The organism is Mycobacterium attenuatum (assembly GCF_900566085.1).
Taxonomy (GTDB): domain Bacteria; phylum Actinomycetota; class Actinomycetes; order Mycobacteriales; family Mycobacteriaceae; genus Mycobacterium; species Mycobacterium attenuatum.
The window spans coordinates 19,727-37,070 of sequence record NZ_UPHT01000173.1 but is presented as its reverse complement, the minus strand read 5'-3'; the positions used below and the strand labels follow the sequence as shown (position 1 = coordinate 37,070).

The window sequence follows — 17,344 nt, the reverse complement described above, 5'->3', positions numbered from 1 at the left end:
CCGGCAGTATGCAAGTTAACTGAACCGAGGTCTAGGGGCTTAAGCAACTATTTCTATCCTCTATATTTCCTGTTAGTCGCTTGAGAGGACCTTCCGGGGAGCGCCACGCTAAGGCAATGTATTGCCGGTGAACGCCAAACCTCCTTCCGCGGCTATCGAGTCCGCCCATCGCGAATATGTTCCCCCGAGCGATGACCCCACCGACTTCGACAATGCCGATCGAGGATTCATAGCGGCATTGTCTCCGTGCGTCATCAAGTCGGCCGACGGCCGCGTGGTTTGGGACAACGACGCTTATGCATTCCTCAGTGGGTCCGCACCGGCGTCCGTGCATCCCAGCCTGTGGCGGCAATCGACGCTGGCCGCCAAACAAGGCTTATTCGAAGTGGTGCCCGGTATCTACCAGGTCCGTGGCTTCGATATTTCCAATATCAGCTTCGTCGAGGGCGACACCGGCATCATCATCATCGATCCGTTGGTCTCCACCGAGGTGGCCGCTGCCGCGCTGGATCTGTATCGCACCCACCGCGGCGGTGATCGCCCCGTGGTCGCCGTGATCTATACCCACAGCCACGTCGATCATTTCGGCGGCGTGCTGGGCGTCACGTCGCAGGCTGACGTCGACGCCGGCAAGGTTTCGGTGCTGGCTCCGGAGGGTTTCACGGCGCACGCCGTCCAGGAGAACATCTACGCCGGCGGGGCAATGATGCGTCGCGCGGGCTACATGTACGGCTCCTATTTGCCGCGCGGCCCTCAGGGACAGGTGGGCTGCGGTCTGGGGCAGACACTTTCGACCGGTGAGGTGTCGCTGATCGTGCCAACCGTCGACATCCGGGCGACCGGCGAGGTGCACACGATCGACGGGGTGGAGATCGAGTTCCAGATGGCGCCGGGCAGTGAAGCTCCCGCCGAAATGCATTTCTACTTCCCGCGTTTCCGCGCGCTGTGTATGGCCGAGAACGCCACCCACAACCTGCACAACCTGTTGACGCTGCGCGGGGCGCTGGTGCGCGACCCGCGCGCCTGGTCGGGGTATCTCACCGAGGCAATCGAGGCCTTTGGTGATCGCAGCGACGTCGTGTTCGCCTCACACCACTGGCCGACGTGGGGGCACGACAACATCGTCGAGTACTTGTCGCAGCAGCGTGACATGTATTCATACCTGCACGACCAGACGCTGCGGCTGCTGAACCAGGGGTACACCGGTGTCGAGATCGCCGAAATGTTCCAGATGCCACCGGCTCTGGAGAAGGCATGGCACACCCACGGCTACTACGGGTCGGTCAGCCACAATGTGAAGGCGATCTACCAGCGCTATATGGGCTGGTTCGACGGCAACCCCGGCCGGCTATGGCCTTACCCGCCGGAGGCCATCGCTCCCCGTTACGTCGAGGCGATGGGCGGAATCGACCGGGTGGTCGAGCTGGCCGGCAAAGCCGTCGCCGATGGCGACTTCCGTTGGGCCGCGACACTTCTGGACCATGCTGTGTTCACCGACAGCAACCACGCCGCGGCCCGGCAACTCTACGCCGACACATTGGAACAGCTCGCCTACGGTGCGGAGAATGCGACTTGGCGTAACTTCTTTTTGTCGGGCGCGACGGAGCTTCGGGATGGCAACCTCGGCACGTCGGGGCAGGCGCCGTCGTCGACGTTCTTCGACCAGCTGACCCTGGATCAGATTTTCGATGTGGTGGCCATCAGCATCAACGGACCGCGCGCGTGGGACCTCGACCTCGCGATCGACTTCAGCTTTACCGAGCCGGCGGAGAATTACCGGCTGACTCTGCGCAATGGTGTGTTGATCCATCGCAAGGTTGCTGCCGACCCGTCGACGGCGAACGCGACTGTGGCGGTAGGCAATAAAGTTCGGCTGATTACCGCGGCGCTGGGTGACATCAGTTCACCGGGCTTCGAGGTCTCCGGCGACGAGACGGTGCTGCAGACGTTCCTGAGCGTCCTCGATCAGCCCAACCCGGCTTTCAACATCGTGACGCCGTAGCCCGCGCCTGATCACTCGGTGTCCCGTCGCCACCTCGCTGCGACAACTGCGGGTATGCGGGATCACCGAGCTTGTCGCTGCGTGCCCTGGTGGCCTCGAGTGTGTGTCGGGGGCGTCGAGTGTGCCGTCAGGGCGGTCCGATCGCAAATGTTCAGCCCTACATACACACTCAGAGCCGCAACTGCACACTCGACGCCCCCAACGCACACTGGATACGTCGGCTGGAGGGCCGACTCGGTGAGCACTCGATACTGTCCCCCGAGCTCCTGGCATCACAAAGGAGATTTGAGCGAGATGCGGCGTGTCGAAACGAACGCCAACCCGGATGGTCTAAGTCTAAGGCCGCGCTCGCGGACATCGTTGACCAGCCGCCTTCGTGAAATTGTAAATGAGGCGCGTGGACAGTGGCTAAAACTATTGCGGCACAGCCGAACACGGCGATGTCAGAAGACGTCGATGACCACCTTGCCCAGAACTTTGCGCTCGGCCACATAGCGCAGGGCTGCGGCGGTGTCGGCCAACGGAAAACGTGCGCTGATGTAGGGCCGGACCGTACCGGCGGCAAACATCTGCGTCAACTCGTCGAGGTCGCGGGCGGCCTCGACTGGGTGATCAGCGGCAAAGGTGCGAATCTCCATGCCGCGCACGGTGATGCCCTTGAGCAGCACGAGATTGAGCGGGATCGCCGGGATGGAACCGGCGGCGTAGCCGAGGGTGATGAACGTTCCGCCGCGGGCCAGGCCACGCAATGCCGGCTCCGAGTAGCGGCCTCCCACCGGGTCGATCACCACGCGCGCGCTGTCGTCGGTGAGCTCCCGGATGCGGGCTTTCAGGTCCTGCCGGTCGTAGTCGACGGTCGCCTGCGCGCCCCGCTGCGCGCACAACTCCAGCTTCTCCGGGCTGGAGGCGGCGGCCAGCACGCGGGCGCCCATGGCGACCGCCAGATCGACGGCCGCCAGACCCACACCGCCGGCGGCGCCCAGAACCACCACCCAGTCTCGTTCCGACACTTGTCCAACCGAGCGCAACGCGTGATACGCGGTGCGGTAGGTGACCCCGAAGGCGGCAGCCGAAGCCAGGTCGGCGTCGTCGGGAACCAGCGTCGCCGAGGCCGCGTCCAAGAGCGCCAGCTCAGCGAAAGCGCCGACGGCCGTGGCCCCGAAAACCCGCTGCCCGGGCGCAAATGGCGCCCCCGCACCGGCGGCCAGCACCTCGCCGGCGAGCTCGCTGCCCGGTGTAAACGGCACCGGAATCCGGATCTGGTATTTGCCCGCGATCAACAGCACATCGGGAAAGTTGACCGCGGCGGCGTGCACCCGCACCAGTAGCTGACCGGGCCCCGGGACGGGCTCGGCAACGTCGCCCAGCACCACATCCTCGGGCGGTCCGTATGCCCGGCAGACGACCGCACGCATCAACGGGCCGCGGTCACGACGAAGAGGGAAGGGCGGGAATGTGGTCCACAAGATCGCCATACTTGGCTCGGGCGGCCTCGCGGCGTACGTCGAGCATTTCGCTGGGCCGCTCGGCGTCTTCGGCGTCGTAGTTCCTCAGCAGTAGCCGGGCCAAGTTGACCTTGTGCGCTTCGGTGGGCCCATCGGCCAGGCCGAGTGCCACCCCGCCGAGCAACACGTTGACCAGCGGTAGTTGATTGGTGGTGCCCAACGCTCCGTGCACCTGGATAGCCCGCAGTCCAATCGATTTGAGCACTTGCGACGCCAGGATCTTGCAGGCTCCGATCTCGGCGCGCGCCGCATGCTCACCGGCGGTGTCGATCAGCCAGGCCGCATGCAGCACGGCCAGCCGGAAGGGCATCAGCTCGGTGTAAGAGTCGGCGATGAACGCCTGCACCAGTTGCTTGTCGGCCAACGAACTACCTTGGGTAAAGCGGCTTTTCGCCCGGCGCGACATCATTTCGATGGTGCGCTGCGCCATCCCGATGGAGCGCATCGCATGGTGTAACCGGCCACCGGCCAGTCGGGTCTGCAGGATCAGGAAGCCCTGACCGGACTCGCCCAGCAGCGCGTCCGCGCCTACCCGCACGCCGTCGTAGCGCACCAGGGAATGGCCCGGCTCGTGCGGAAGCGCGCCAACCAGGTGATGATTGGCCTCGATGGTGAGCCCCGCGGCTTCGGCCGGAACGAGGAACGTCGAGGCGCCCCGGTGTACGGGCACATCGGGATCGGTGATCGCCACGACGATGAAAAAAGATGCCACGGATGCGTTGGAGGAGAAGTATTTACGCCCGGTAATCACCCAGTCGTCGCCGTCGCGGACGGCACGGGTGGTGAAGACGCGCGGGTCGGCACCGCCTTGCGGTTCGGTCATGGAGAAGCAGGAGAAGATCTCCCCGGACAGCAGCCCCTGCAGGTAGCGGTCCTTTTGCTCATGGGTGCCGAACCGCGCGATGATTTCCGCATTGCCGGTGTCGGGTGCCTGCGTTCCGAACACGATCGGCGCCCATGGGCTGCGTCCCAGAATCTCATTGATCAGGGTCAGCTTCACCGCACCGAATCCCTGCCCGCCGAGTTCGGGACCCAAATGTGGTGCCCACAATCCCTGCTCGCGAACCTGCCGCTTGAGCGGATCGACGATCCGGCGGCGTTGGTCGTCGAGCGGCAGGAATTCGCAGCCTGGGAACAGCACTTCGAGCGGCTCCACCTCCTCGCGCACGAATTCGCGGATCCACGCGAGCTTCTTGTCGAATTCAGGTTCGGTGGAAAAGTCCCAAGACATGCGATGCTCCTACCTGTTACGGGATTCCACCGTCGGCCCGGACAATCGAACCGGTGGTGAAACTGGATGCGTCAGACGCGAGAAACAATGCGGCGCCGACGATTTCGGATGGATTACCGGCCCGCCGCAGTGACAGATGGCCGAACGGGTTCTCGGTCGCCTGGTCCAGATTCCAGGACTTGCTGATGTCGGTCAGAAACGGTCCGGCCATCAATGTGTTGACCCGCACCGCTGGCCCGAGCGCCCGTGCGAAACCTTCGGTCATCGCATTGAGTCCCGCCTTGGCCGCGGCGTAGGGGATGATGTCGGCGCCGGGCCGCAGCGACCCGGTGGAACTGACGTTGATGATCGACCCCCGCCCGGCCGCCATCATCCGCTCGCCGACCAGTGCCGACAACCGGAATGGCCCTTTGAGGTTGAGGTTGATGACAGCGTCGAAGAGCTTCTCGGTGACGCCGGTGAGCGTGTCGTACAGCGGTGACATGCCCGCGTTGTTAATCAACGTGTCGACCTTGCCGAACCGGTCATAGGCCGCCGCGACCAGCCCGTCGAGCTGATCCCAACGGCCGACATGCACCTGGTAGGCCATAGCGGTGCGACCGGTCTCGGCTTCGATCGCGGTGGCGGTGGCAACGCAGTTGTCCAGGTTGCGGCTGGCGATCACCACGTCGGCGCCGCAGCGGGCTACGGCGAAAGCCATTTCGCGGCCCAGCCCGCGGCTGCCGCCGGTGATCAGCACCACGTGGCCGGTGAGGTCGAAAAGCCGGTCCGCATAACTCATTTCAGTGGGCCTGAGCAAGTTCGGCGGCGGTGGTAATGAGTTGGGGAATCATTGTTGCGAAGGCCTGGTTGAGCGTGGTGTCGACCTGCCCCGTGCGGACCCCCGCCGCATACGTTTTCTCCAGAACGATCCCGAGCTTCCAGTTGGCCAGCACCAGGTAGTAGTCGATGTTCTCTGTGGACAGCCCGCTGACGGCCTCATAATGCGCCAGCAGTTCGCTGCGCTTGGGCATACCGCGCATATCCAGATAGAACCCGTCGGCGCGCGGCTCGTCGCCGTCGTAGCCCAGTAGCGCCCAGGCCAGATCCAGCAGCGGATCTCCCACCGTCGTCATTTCCCAGTCCACGATCGCGGCCAGCCGAGCCGGCGCCCCGTGCGCGAACATGACGTTGGCGAATTGATAGTCGCCGTGCATGATGCCCGGCGTGTAGTGCTCGGGACGGTGACGGCGCAGCCAGTCGGCGGCTTCCAGCAGGCCGGGCAATTCGCGTACCTGGTAAGCGGCCAGGAAGCCCAGCCAGCGATCGACCTGCCGCTCATGGAAGCCGTCCGGACGGCCGAACCCGTCGAGACCCTGGGCGCGCCAGTCGACGCGGCCCAGTTTCGCGGCACCCTCGACGAGCTGGAACGCCAGCCCGCGCCGGGTATCCAGGTCGGCGTCGAACGGCGTCTGCCACCCGTCGCTTATCGGACTCCACCCGTCGATGGCCTGCATTACGTAGAACGGCATGCCGAGCACGGCGCCGGTCTCGTCGGCGCCGATCAACTCAGCATGCGGCACGTCGGTGCCCGACAGCGCCCGCACCAGGCGAATTTCCCGCAGCATTCCGTCGATGCGGGCCGCGTCGGGCCGGGGTCCGGGCATTCGCAGCACCATGCGCTCGGGACCGCGCCGGATCAGGTACAGGGTGTTCTGCGACCCGCCGACCAGGTGCTCGAATTCCGGCTCCGCACCGCCGCCCGGTGCGCCATTGGCGTCGAGCCAACGACCGATCACACCGGCGTCCAGCTGAGTTCCGCCGGCAGTCGCCATTGGCTGCACACCCCGCTCTCGGCTCGGAGAATTACATTCTCAAGCGGCATGGTAGCGCCGGGCAAGCCGCATGCAAGGCTGAGCCCCATGCAACTGCTCTTGGTCCGGCATGCATTGCCGATGCGCAGCGAACACGGCGAAGGGTCGGACCCGGAGCTGTCGGAGACCGGCTTTGCGCAGGTCGCACGGTTACCTGAGGCGCTGGCCAGGTTTCCCATCTCACGGGTGGTGAGCAGCCCGCAGCGCCGCGCCATCCAGACCGCCGAACCGGTCGCAGCCGCACTCGACCTACCCGTCGAGATCGAGGACCGGTTCGCCGAGTACGACCGTGACCTTCCGGTGTACATACCTGTCGAGCAGATCCGCGCAGAAAATCCGCAGGAATGGGCACGCATGGCCCAGGGGCGGCTGCCCAGCGCCGTCGACGAGGATGCTTTCCGTGCCCGGGTCCGCGCGGCCGTCGACCACGTGGTCGTCACCGCGGATCCGGATGAGACGGTCGCGGCGTTCAGCCACGGTGGGGTGATCAACGTGGTACTGCACGAGATCCTGGGGACGGCGCGACTGCTGTCTTTTCCCATCGACTACGTCTCGGTGACCCGGTTGCTGTTCTCCCGGTCCGGTCAGGCGACGGTGGTGACGGTCAACTCGACCGAACACGTGTGGGACCTGTTGCCCCGGAATCAGCGCCTGCTCGGTGACGATGCGGGCCGTGCTGCGGGCTGAGAAGGAGTCGGGCAATCGACAGGTGGTAAACAAGTTCGGTGACTTCGGCTCACGGACTCGACGGCCTCGACCTGGCCGCACTGGACGGATATCTGCGGTCGCTCGGCATCGAGCGCGCCGGTGAGCTACGTGGTGAGCTGATCTCCGGCGGCCGCTCCAACCTCACCTTCCGGGTCTACGACGACGCGACGAGTTGGCTGGTGCGCCGCCCTCCACTACACGGGCTGACGCCGTCGGCGCACGATATGGCCCGCGAGTACCGGGTGGTTGCCGCGCTGCAGGACACGCCGGTTCCGGTGGCGCGCACGATCGCGTTGTGTGCCGACGACTCGGTGCTCGGCGCCCCCTTCCAGATCGTCGAGTTCGTTGCCGGACAGGTGGTGCGCCGGCGCGCCCAACTCGAAGCGTTCGGCAGCCGCGTCATCGACGGCTGTGTCGACGCGCTGATCCGGGTGCTCGTCGACCTGCATAGCATCGATCCGAACGGCGTCGGGCTGGGCGATTTTGGCAAACCCGACGGCTACCTGGAACGGCAGGTGCGCCGCTGGGGCTCCCAGTGGGAGCTGGTGCGGCTGCCCGATGACCTCCGGGACAACGACGTCGAGCGACTGCATTCGGCTCTGCAGCAAGCGATTCCGAAGCAAAGCCGAACTTCGATTGTGCACGGCGACTACCGGATCGACAACACCATTTTGGATGCCAACGACCCGACGAAGGTGCGCGCGGTGGTGGACTGGGAGCTGTCCACGCTGGGGGACCCGCTCAGCGACGCGGCCCTGATGTGTGTCTACCGCGACCCCGCGCTGGATCTGATCGTCAACGCGCAAGCTGCCTGGACGTCGCCGTTGCTGCCGACGGCCGACGAACTGGCCGACCGGTATTCGCTTGTGTCCGGGATGTCGCTGGGGCATTGGGAGTTCTATATGGCCCTGGCTTACTTCAAGCTGGCCATCATCGCGGCCGGTATCGATTTCCGCAGGCGTATGTCCGAGATGGCCGCGGGGAAAGGCGATTCCTTAGACGATGACCCCGAGGTCGTAGCGCCACTGATTTCGCGCGGCCTGGCCGAGATCAGCAAGCCGATCTCCTGACCCGTCGGGTCGAGTGTGCGACTGCGGCTCCGGCCGTGAGCCGACGGCGCATCGCCACACGAGCTGCCCGCTCAGCGGGCAGTCAAAGCCAGGGCGCACCGTCAACGGGGTGGCGGGCCGGCGGATCGCAATGCCTGCGTATGGGATTTCTTGGCGACGCGACGCAGCTGAATGATCCGCGCGGTGCCGACCGCCACGGTCAGCAATCCGCCTCCGACGGCCGCCAGCAGAATCGCCACCCCCAGCGGCAGGCTCCAGTGCCAGCCTAAGAAGGTGAACGGGGTGGAGGCGGTGTTCTGCGCGATGAAGATCAGCAACAGGATCAGGATCAAGAAGCCGGCAATCAACGATGACCAGAGGGCGCCGGCCCGGGTCAATGTGGACGCTGGGTCCTTGGCTGTCACACGAGGTCTGGGAGCCGAGGGCGGCTGGTCACGCGGGCCTGACGGGGTGCTGGTCATAATGTCATCTTCTTCCCATCCCGCCCGGAATGAAACCAAGCCACGCAGGCCGGCCGGGTTGCGGCAGCCCGACGTTTCTCAAGATAGTGTCACCGGCATGGGGATGCTGCCGCGCGTGCGTCGCGCGACACTGGCCACGGTGGTGTGCCTCGTGAGCGCATGGCCGCTGGCGGCCTGCGGCAATGCCGACCCGTTCGGGACGGCGAGCGGCAATATCAAGTCCATCGTGGTCGGATCCGGCGATTTCCCGGAGTCGGAGATCGTCGCCGAAATCTATGCGCAGGCATTGCAGGCCAACGGTTTCGACGTGGGGCGGCGTCTGGGTATCGGCAGCCGGGAGACCTATATACCGGCGCTCAAAGACCATTCCATCGATCTGGTACCGGAGTACATCGGCAACCTGCTGCTCTACTTTCAGCCGGACTCGACGGTGACCATGCTGGACGCGGTCGAATTGGAGCTCTATAAGCGGTTGCCCGGCGACTTGTCGATTCTGACGCCCTCACCGGCCTCCGATACCGATACCGTCACCGTCACCAAGGCAACCGCCACCAACTGGAACCTGGTGACCATCGGCGACCTGGCGGCGCATTCGGCCCAGGTGAAATTCGCCGCGCCGTCGGTATTCCAGACCAGGCCGGCCGGGTTGCCCGGGCTGCGCCAGAAGTACGGGCTCGACATTGCGGCAGGCAATTTCACCACCATCAATGACGGCGGTGGCGCGGTGACCGTGCGGGCGCTGGTCGACGGAACGGTCACCGCCGCGAACATTTTCAGCACCTCCCCGGCGATCCGGCAGAACAACCTGGTGGTCCTGGCGGATCCTGAGCACAATTTCCTGGCCGGCAACATTGTGCCGCTGGTCAATTCGCAGAAGAAGTCGGATCGACTCAAGGATGTCCTGGATGCGGTCTCGGCGCAGCTGACGACCGAAGCCATGGCCGAACTCAATGCCGCGGTGTCGGGCAACGGTGGCGTAGATCCGGACCAGGCAGCTCGAAAGTGGTTGCGTGACAATGGCTTCGACCATCCGATCCAGCCATGATCAGTTTCGACAAAGCCGCCAAGGTATATGCCGACGGCACCACGGCCGTGGATCGGTTGACCCTCGAAGTTCCTGACGGCAGGCTTACCGTTTTCGTCGGGCCCTCCGGCTGCGGTAAGACGACCGCGCTGCGGATGATCAACCGGATGGTCGAGCCGACCTCGGGCACCGTCACCGTCAACGGCACCGACGTGTCAGGCGTCAATCCGGTGCGGCTGCGGCTCGGTATCGGCTACGTCATCCAGAACGCGGGACTGATGCCGCACCAACGGGTAATCGACAACGTCGCGACGGTGCCGGTGCTGAAGGGGCAGTCGCGTCGGGCCGCCCGCAAATCCGCCTACCAGGTGCTCGAACGGGTCGGGCTGAGTCCCAAGGTCGCCACCCGTTACCCGGCTCAGCTCTCCGGCGGCGAGCAACAGCGCGTCGGAGTGGCCCGGGCGCTCGCGGCTGACCCGCCGATCCTGTTGATGGACGAGCCGTTCTCGGCCGTCGATCCCGTGGTCCGCCATGACCTGCAGAACGAAATCCTGCGTCTGCAAAGCGAATTGCACAAAACCGTCGTCTTCGTCACCCATGACATCGATGAAGCGTTCAAACTCGGCGACGTGGTGGCGGTGTTCGCGCCGGGCGGCCACTTGCAGCAGTGCGACGAGCCGGCCAAGCTACTTTCACGCCCGGCCAACGATTTCGTGTCGAAATTCATCGGCCTCGGCAGAGGCTATCGGTTGTTGCAGCTCATCGACGGCGCCGGACTTCCGATGCACGACATCGCATGCGTGTCCGCAAACGCCCTGTGCGACAAGCCACTCCCGGACGGCTGGGAGCTGGTGGTCGACGACGGCAGCGCGCCGTTAGGCTGGATAGACGCCGACGGCCTGCGGCGCCACCGAAGCGGCGCGGCGTTGCCGGACGTCATGACCGTCGTCGGCTCGCTGTTCCGCCCCAACGGAAACCTCAGCCAGGCGCTGGATGCGGCGTTGTCGTCGCCCTCGTCGATGGGTGTCGCCGTCGACGGCGACGGCAAGGTGATCGGCGCCGTGCTGGCCGACGACGTACTGGCCGCGGTGACCAGTCGACGGCGGGGCTGAGGCGTGCATTACCTGCTGACCCACCTCGACACCGCCTGGGCGCTGACCGTGATCCACCTGCGGCTGTCGCTGGTTCCGGTGCTGATCGGGATGGCGATCGCGGTGCCGCTGGGCTTGGCGGTGCAGCACGCGCCGGTGCTGCGGCGATTGACCACGGCAACGGCCAGCATCGTGTTCACCATCCCGTCGCTGGCGCTGTTCGTGGCGTTGCCATTGATCATCAAGACCCGCATCCTCGACGAGGCCAACGTCATCGTCGCGCTGACCGCCTACACCACGGCGCTGTTGGTGCGCGCCGTGCTCGAGGCGCTGGATGCGGTGCCGGCGCAGGTGCGGGACGCGGCCATCGCGGTCGGCTACTCACCCGTCAGCCGGATGATCAAAGTCGAACTGCCGCTGTCGATCCCGGTACTGGTTGCCGGACTGCGCGTGGTTGTCGTGACCAACATCGCGATGGTTTCGGTGGGCTCGGTGATTGGTATCGGCGGCCTGGGCACCTGGTTCACCGCGGGATACCAGACTGACAAGAGCGACCAGATCGTGGCCGGCATCATCGCGATGTTCGCGCTGGCCGTCGTCATCGACATGCTGCTCAGCCTGGCGGGCCGGCTGGCCACGCCCTGGGAGCGCGCGTCGCAGCGCCGGCGGATCAGATCGCCGATCGTGGGCGGTGCGCGATGAAGGCGACCGACTTTCTGCAGCGCACGTGCTCCTACCTCGCCACCGCGGCTAACTGGACTGGACCCGACGGGCTGGCGGCCCGGATCCTGGAGCACCTGGAATACACCGCGCTGGCCGTGGCCGCCGCGGCGGTGATCGCCGTCCCGATCGGAATGCTCATCGGGCACACCGGCCGCGGGCAAGTGCTGGTGGTCGGCGTGGTCAACGGGCTGCGCGCGTTGCCGACGCTGGGTGTGCTGCTGCTGGGGGTGCTGATGTTCGGGCTGGGCATCGGCCCGCCGATAGCGGCCCTGATGTTGCTGGGCATTCCGTCGCTGCTGGCCGGCACGTACGCGGGCATCGCCGGAGTCGACCCGCTGATAGTCGATGCCGCCCGGGCGATGGGGATGACGGAACGGCGGGTGCTGCTGCGTGTCGAGCTACCTAACGCATTGCCGCTGCTACTCGGGGGGCTGCGCAGCGCGACACTGCAAGTGGTCGCCACCGCAACGGTGGCCGCCTACGCCAGTCTGGGGGGGCTGGGCCGCTATCTGATCGACGGGATCAAGGAGCGTCAGTTCCACATCGCGCTGGTGGGCGCCTTGATGGTGGCCGCGCTGGCGTTGCTCCTGGACGCGGTTCTGGCGTTGGCGGTATGGGCGGCGGCGCCGGGAAGCGGTCGTCTGTGTAAGCCTGTAACCAGGCCAAATCGCGAAATTGACGTCTCAGTTAGCTCCAATTGCGCCGTGGTTGACGCACACGTTCTACGGTAGGAGTGTGAACTCCGCTCCCTCTGATCCGGCACGGCGCGTCTGGTCGGCGATGTTGACCTGGCGTGCACAGGACGTTTCACGCATGGAATCGGTACGAATCCAGGTGTCGGGCAAGCGAATCAGGGCCAACGGCCGCATCGTGGCGGCAGCCACCGCAGTCAATCCGGCGTTCGGCGCCTACTACGACTTGCAGACCGACGAATCCGGCGCCACCAAGCGGTTCGGGCTGACCGTCACGCTGGCCGAGCGGGAACGCCAGCTCGCTATTGCCCGCGATGAGGAGAACATGTGGCTGGTGACCGACCACCAGGGCGAGCGGCGCGCGGGCTACAACGGCGCGCTCGACATCGACTTGGTGTTCAGCCCGTTCTTCAACGCCTTGCCGATCCGCCGTCTCGGCATCCACGAGAAGGCAGAGTCGCTGGCCTTGCCGATGGTCTACGTCAACGTCCCCGGGATGACCGTCGACGCGGCCACGGTCAGCTACACCAGTGAGGGGCGTCTGGACGCGATCAAGCTGCGTTCCCCGGTCGCCGATACCAGCGTGACCGTCGACGCCGAGGGGTTCATCGTGGACTATCCAGGATTGGCAGAGCGGATCTGATCACCCCGCCCGCCCGGCCCGCGGCGGCCAGTTGCTCGCGCCATCGCTCGGCGCCGATCGCCACGGTGACGATGTCGGAGCGCGGGAAGCTTTCGTAGCGGGTGCGCGCGGCGTGGCCGGCGTCGACCAGGTCGGCCACCGAGCCGTGGCCGGTTAGCGAATCGCGGGCGCGGCCGAGCAACTTGATAACCCGGTCGGTGACCGGCACCAGTTGGTCGGTGTTGGCTTCACACATCGCGCGCACCAGATCCGGGGCGGTGCCAGCGACTCGGGTTGCGTCCCGGAAAGACCCCGCGGCCAGCGCAAAAGCGAGCGGGACCTCGGCGGCGGTGACCGCCAGCGCTTCGGCAAGCAGATGCGGCAGATGGGAGATGGCGGCCGCGGCGGCGTCGTGTTCGTCGGATTTGGCGGGCACCACCACCGCCCCGCAATCCAGTGCCAACGTCATCACCATCGACCACACCTGCGGATCGACATGGTCGTCTACGGCCACTACCCAGGGCGCCCGGGTGAACAGCCCGCCGTGGCCGGCCGGCCAGCCCGAGTGGGCGGTGCCCGTCATCGGGTGACCGCCCACGAAGCGGGCTTGCAGACCGGCCGCAGCGACTTGGTCGAGGACCGCGCACTTGACGCTGGTGACGTCGGTCAGCGGACAGTTGGGGGCCAACTCCCGGATGTGGGCGAGCATGTTCGGCAAGGCCGGCACCGGAACCGCCAGCACGATCAACGCCTCCGTGTTGGCGGCCCGAGTCAGCGTTTCGGACAGATCGGTGCTGGCCTCGAATCCTGCGTTCCGGGCGCCGTGCGCTCCCTCGACCGACCGGTTGTAGCCGAAAACCTCGCGGCCGACCGCTGCCGTCGCACGCATGATCGAGCCGCCGATGAGTCCCAGCCCGAGCACGCACACGGGTGTCGTCTGCACAGTCCCAAGGTTGGCACACTTGTCCTGTCCGTGCGTGGTTCACGGTGCTTCTAGGGCTTTGGGAAGGCTTTGGGAAGGCTTTGGGAAGGCTTTGGGAGGCTTTGGGAGGCTTTGGGAGGCGCTAGCGTCCGGCGCTGTCGCAGCGGGGCCGTCTGGCCACGGGCCTGGCCAGCGACTAGCGTAAGCGGCCATGGGAGCACAACGGGCCTCCGCGCAGGGCCCGTCCGCCGACACGCCGGACGGATTCGGCGTCGCCGTCGTGCGTGAAGAGGGCAAGTGGCGCTGCGCGGCGATGGGTCAGAACGCGCTAACGAGTCTGGCGGCCGCCGAAACGGAGCTGCGGGAACTGCGCAGTTCCGGGGCCGTCTTCGGGCTGCTCGACATCGACGACGAGTTCTTCATCATCCTTCGCCCCGCACCCTCGGGGGCGCGCCTGCTGCTGTCGGACGCGACGGCCGCGCTGGATTACGACATCGCGGCCGAGGCGCTGGACAGCCTGGACGCCGAGATCGATCCCGACGACCTCGAGGATGCCGAGCCTTTCGAGGAGGGCGACCTCGGCCTACTGGCCGACATCGGCCTACCCGAAGCGGTGCTCGGCGTCATTCTCGACGAGACGGATCTCTACGCCGACGAGCAGCTTGGCCGCATCGCCCGTGAGATGGGCTTCGCCGAGCAACTGTCGGCGGTGATCGAGCGCCTCGGTCGGTGACCGCTGACCGCGTGTGACCGCAGATGAAGATCTGATCCGCGCCGCATTGGCGGCGGCGTCGACGGCGGGACCGCGTGACGTGCCCATCGGCGCGATCGTCGTGGACGCAGACGGAACAGAACTTTCCCGCGCGGTCAATGCCCGTGAGGCGCTGGGTGATCCGACCGCGCACGCCGAGATCCTCGCCTTGCGCGCGGCGGCTGCCGTGCTCGGTGACGGCTGGCGGCTGGAGGGGACGACGCTGGCGGTCACCGTGGAACCGTGCACCATGTGCGCCGGTGCTCTGGTGCTGGCGCGGGTCGCCCGCCTGGTGTTCGGTGCGTGGGAACCCAAGACCGGGGCGGTCGGATCGCTGTGGGACGTGGTCCGCGACCGTCGCCTCAACCATCGACCGCAGGTGCGAGGCGGTGTGCTCGCGGCGGACTGCGCTGCGCCGCTGGAGGAGTTTTTCGCCCGCCAGCGATTGGGGTGACCGGCCACCGGTTCGGTAAGCTGCTCGACGGTGGCGTGTCCGAGCGGCCTAAGGAGCACGCCTCGAAAGCGTGTGACGGCTAACACCGTCCGAGGGTTCAAATCCCTCCGCCACCGCCAAAGCTACCAGTGCAAAACGCGCTGGTAGACCAGCTCAGCCGGCATTTGCCGGGATCTGCTGGACTCGTGTTGGACCCCGTTTGGACACACTCTTGCGGCGGGCCGCGTCAAGTGCGGTCCCCACCTTGTCCAGATCGGCGTCGAATAGGTCCGCGTACGTCCGCAACGTCACCTGCGGGTTCTCATGTCCGAGCATTCGACTCACCGCTAGGACGTTGGCGCCTGACGAGATCGCCAACGAGGCCGCGGTATGCCGAAGGTCATGCGGCGTGATCCGCTGGATCTTCGCCCGCTTCACCGCCCCGACAAACCACCCGCCGTTTGATTTCGGCCGCGGAAGGTAGGTGCCGCCCCTTCCGAACACCAAGTCGTCAGGGCCGCGCCCATCGATCTGGTTCTTTATCTCGGCCATGACGAATTTGGGCACCGGAACCTCGCGTGGCTCGTCGTCCTTCGGGTCGCCGACCGCATGATCAACCCCGAGCTGCACAGCGTTATCGGTTACCAAGAGTCGCCGACGCACTTCGTCGACATGGCGGACCCGTAGTGCTACCGCTTCGCCCCATCGAAGCCCGGTGTACGCCAAGGTGAGCACCAGCGTCCGGTGATCGCCGGATTCGTCGGCAAGCCGTCCAACTGCGTCATGATCCAAGTAGATGTGCTTCCGGCGTGGCTTGGTCGGCTTCTCCCGTTTCTTCGGGTCCAGCCCGCGGGCCGGGTTCTTTGAGATCCGTCCATCTGCTATGGCGTCGTCGAGGATGCCGGCGAGAACGCCGAGCACCCGCAACACTGTGGTGGCCGAACAGCCGGTACCTGTCATAGCCGCTGACCAGTTCCTTACGCCAGTAGCCGTGACTTTGTTGACTGGCACCTTGGCCCATGTGGGTGAGACGTGTACTCGCCACGCCGATTCCAACATTCGGCTATGAGATGGCTCGGTCGTAGCTGCCTTCCGGTCGAGCCAGGCCTGCGCGAGATCACCAACCTTGGTGCGGCCCGCGGAGGGCGCGACGTACTCACCTTTGTTGATCGCCACCTTGTTGCTGGCGTCCCAGTCCTCGGCCGACCTTTTGGTGGGGAATCCACGCTTACGGGTGGTGTCGCCGTTCGGCTGCCGGTATCGAACCTCCCACCGCTCGCCGGCCGCAGTCTGATACCGCCTAATCGTCGCCATCGGAGTCTTCTTCTAGCTCTGCCGCCGGTAGACCATCCCAGGTGACCTTGGCGCGGCGATCTCCTTGATCGAAAAGTCGCTGTTGTTCGATTAGCCGCTCTTGCATGGCGCCCTTCACGGCCTCGTTGACTTCGTGCCATCGCCACGGTGGCCACCCGTGCATTACCAGGGTTGCAAGGGCGTGGTCCTCAGATACAGGAAGGCCGCCGCCTAGCCATGCCCACACCCTGCCGGCTGCGAGAGTGTCGGGGTAGCCCGTGACGCTCACCATGTCATGGGCTGTGTCCGACTGGGGCATCAATAGTGAGGCCGGCGAAACACCAAGGGCGACGGCGAAAGCCGCCAGATCGTCAACGTCAACCCGACGTTGGCCATCCTCGATTCGGTGGATGCCGAGCGGCGGAATGGACCGATCTAGCTTTCGCATTCTCGCGGAGAGTTCCGTGACCGCAATCCGCCGGCGCTCCCGGATTCGCTTGATGTTTGATCGCACTGTTTCCCCTGTGGGGCCAAGCGGCCGGCCGGTGGACTTGGTCGACTTAACCGAATTCTCATCAGTGGCCATGCCCTGACCGTAAAGCATCAAACCTGATAAGTCACTCTCTCAGTCTTGACAATACGTCTGCGGTTATGCAACCTGATACCTAGTCATATCAAATCTGATAGGACTAGGCATCAGAAAGGAGGACGAGATGGCTGAACCGATCGGGCTGGACGAGTTGCCGCCAATCGCGACGGCAACCCAGGTAGCAGAGATCTTGCAGACCACGGTCGATGCCTTGGCTCAGGACCGCTACCGCCGGCGTGGGGTGCCCTGGACGAAAATTGGCGGGAGGGTGCGCTACCTCCGGGTTGACGTCTTGAAATTCTTGGAGGACAACCGATTCGGCGGGCCTGATGCCGCATAGGGCCGAAGGCGCTGCATCCGGTCGAACCACGAGG

Annotated in this window: 19 protein-coding genes and 1 tRNA gene; 12 read left to right on the top strand and 8 right to left on the bottom strand. The window is 65.5% G+C overall.

The features are described 5' to 3' along the window. Nucleotides 1-121: 121 nt before the first annotated feature. On the top strand, nt 122-2,002 hold the full coding sequence (locus EET13_RS27800) for an alkyl/aryl-sulfatase (protein ID WP_122445267.1): 1,881 nt from the start codon (nt 122-124) through the stop codon (nt 2,000-2,002). 443 nt (nt 2,003-2,445) lie between these two features. Here EET13_RS27800 and EET13_RS27795 read toward each other — a convergent pair whose 3' ends face one another. The 4 genes from EET13_RS27795 to EET13_RS27780 are packed head-to-tail and all read right to left on the bottom strand — an operon-like array spanning nt 2,446 to nt 6,552. Further along, a complete protein-coding gene (locus EET13_RS27795) occupies nt 2,446-3,417 on the bottom strand; it encodes an NADPH:quinone oxidoreductase family protein (protein WP_122445266.1) in 972 nt (323 codons plus the stop codon). A gap of 13 nt (nt 3,418-3,430) precedes the next feature. Then, a complete protein-coding gene (locus EET13_RS27790) occupies nt 3,431-4,738 on the bottom strand; it encodes an acyl-CoA dehydrogenase family protein (RefSeq protein ID WP_122445265.1) in 1,308 nt (435 codons plus the stop codon). A 16-nt stretch (nt 4,739-4,754) separates the two neighbouring features. Then, nucleotides 4,755-5,519 (bottom strand): SDR family NAD(P)-dependent oxidoreductase, encoded by a 765-nt coding sequence (locus EET13_RS27785; RefSeq protein WP_122445264.1) that lies wholly within the window; start codon nt 5,517-5,519, stop codon nt 4,755-4,757. Between the two features lies 1 nt (nt 5,520). Then, nucleotides 5,521-6,552, bottom strand: coding sequence for a phosphotransferase family protein (locus tag EET13_RS27780; RefSeq protein ID WP_122445263.1), 1,032 nt, complete (start codon nt 6,550-6,552; stop codon nt 5,521-5,523). 87 nt (nt 6,553-6,639) lie between these two features. Between EET13_RS27780 and EET13_RS27775 the strand changes: the two genes are divergently transcribed. Together EET13_RS27775 and EET13_RS27770 are read left to right on the top strand one after the other, a co-directional pair. After that, the gene (locus EET13_RS27775) at nt 6,640-7,278 is read left to right on the top strand and encodes a histidine phosphatase family protein (protein WP_122445262.1); all 639 of its coding nucleotides are present in this window, start codon (nt 6,640-6,642) and stop codon (nt 7,276-7,278) included. A 38-nt stretch (nt 7,279-7,316) separates the two neighbouring features. After that, nucleotides 7,317-8,369 carry a phosphotransferase family protein gene (locus tag EET13_RS27770; protein ID WP_122445261.1) on the top strand — a complete coding sequence of 351 codons (1,053 nt, stop codon included), beginning with the start codon at nt 7,317-7,319 and terminating at the stop codon, nt 8,367-8,369. A gap of 101 nt (nt 8,370-8,470) precedes the next feature. Here the strand turns inward: EET13_RS27770 and EET13_RS27765 are convergent, their stop codons facing one another. Continuing rightward, nucleotides 8,471-8,830: a LapA family protein gene (locus EET13_RS27765; RefSeq protein ID WP_122445260.1), complete on the bottom strand. Its 360-nt coding sequence runs from the start codon at nt 8,828-8,830 to the stop codon at nt 8,471-8,473. Between the two features lie 97 nt (nt 8,831-8,927). On the opposite strand from EET13_RS27765, the gene EET13_RS27760 reads away from it, so the two are divergent. From EET13_RS27760 to EET13_RS27740, 5 genes are read left to right on the top strand one after another with little or no spacing between them, the layout of a single operon-like run. Next, nucleotides 8,928-9,875, top strand: coding sequence for an ABC transporter substrate-binding protein (locus tag EET13_RS27760; protein ID WP_122445259.1), 948 nt, complete (start codon nt 8,928-8,930; stop codon nt 9,873-9,875). Continuing rightward, on the top strand, nt 9,872-10,966 hold the full coding sequence (locus tag EET13_RS27755; protein ID WP_122445258.1) for an ABC transporter ATP-binding protein: 1,095 nt from the start codon (nt 9,872-9,874) through the stop codon (nt 10,964-10,966). The genes EET13_RS27760 and EET13_RS27755 overlap by 4 nt, the downstream gene beginning before the upstream one ends. A 3-nt stretch (nt 10,967-10,969) precedes the next feature. Beyond that, on the top strand, nt 10,970-11,647 hold the full coding sequence (locus EET13_RS27750) for an ABC transporter permease (protein WP_122445257.1): 678 nt from the start codon (nt 10,970-10,972) through the stop codon (nt 11,645-11,647). Next, nucleotides 11,644-12,399: an ABC transporter permease gene (locus tag EET13_RS27745; protein ID WP_122445256.1), complete on the top strand. Its 756-nt coding sequence runs from the start codon at nt 11,644-11,646 to the stop codon at nt 12,397-12,399. The genes EET13_RS27750 and EET13_RS27745 overlap by 4 nt, the downstream gene beginning before the upstream one ends. Nucleotides 12,400-12,403: 4 nt before the next feature. Then, the gene (locus EET13_RS27740; protein ID WP_122445255.1) at nt 12,404-13,003 is read left to right on the top strand and encodes a putative glycolipid-binding domain-containing protein; all 600 of its coding nucleotides are present in this window, start codon (nt 12,404-12,406) and stop codon (nt 13,001-13,003) included. Here EET13_RS27740 and EET13_RS27735 read toward each other — a convergent pair. After that, on the bottom strand, nt 12,966-13,910 hold the full coding sequence (locus EET13_RS27735; protein ID WP_244604151.1) for a prephenate dehydrogenase: 945 nt from the start codon (nt 13,908-13,910) through the stop codon (nt 12,966-12,968). The genes EET13_RS27740 and EET13_RS27735 overlap by 38 nt on opposite strands. A 205-nt stretch (nt 13,911-14,115) precedes the next feature. Here EET13_RS27735 and EET13_RS27730 point away from each other — a divergent pair, with 205 nt between their 5' ends. From EET13_RS27730 to EET13_RS27720, 3 genes are all read left to right on the top strand, one after another. Next, entirely contained in the window at nt 14,116-14,637 is a 522-nt protein-coding gene (locus EET13_RS27730; RefSeq protein WP_122445253.1) for a tRNA adenosine deaminase-associated protein, read from the top strand. A 13-nt stretch (nt 14,638-14,650) separates the two neighbouring features. Further along, nucleotides 14,651-15,109, top strand: a complete 459-nt coding sequence (locus tag EET13_RS27725; RefSeq protein WP_122445252.1) for a nucleoside deaminase — start codon at nt 14,651-14,653, stop codon at nt 15,107-15,109. Between the two features lie 29 nt (nt 15,110-15,138). Beyond that, nucleotides 15,139-15,228: transfer RNA gene (locus tag EET13_RS27720), tRNA-Ser, on the top strand. A gap of 34 nt (nt 15,229-15,262) precedes the next feature. Here EET13_RS27720 and EET13_RS27715 read toward each other — a convergent pair. Continuing rightward, on the bottom strand, nt 15,263-16,402 hold the full coding sequence (locus EET13_RS27715) for a tyrosine-type recombinase/integrase (RefSeq protein ID WP_122445251.1): 1,140 nt from the start codon (nt 16,400-16,402) through the stop codon (nt 15,263-15,265). Then, nucleotides 16,389-16,967, bottom strand: a complete 579-nt coding sequence (locus EET13_RS27710; protein WP_136623278.1) for an XRE family transcriptional regulator — start codon at nt 16,965-16,967, stop codon at nt 16,389-16,391. The genes EET13_RS27715 and EET13_RS27710 overlap by 14 nt, the downstream gene beginning before the upstream one ends. A 127-nt stretch (nt 16,968-17,094) precedes the next feature. Between EET13_RS27710 and EET13_RS27705 the strand changes: the two genes are divergently transcribed. Further along, nucleotides 17,095-17,310 carry a helix-turn-helix domain-containing protein gene (locus EET13_RS27705; RefSeq protein WP_122445249.1) on the top strand — a complete coding sequence of 72 codons (216 nt, stop codon included), beginning with the start codon at nt 17,095-17,097 and terminating at the stop codon, nt 17,308-17,310. Nucleotides 17,311-17,344: the final 34 nt, after the last annotated feature.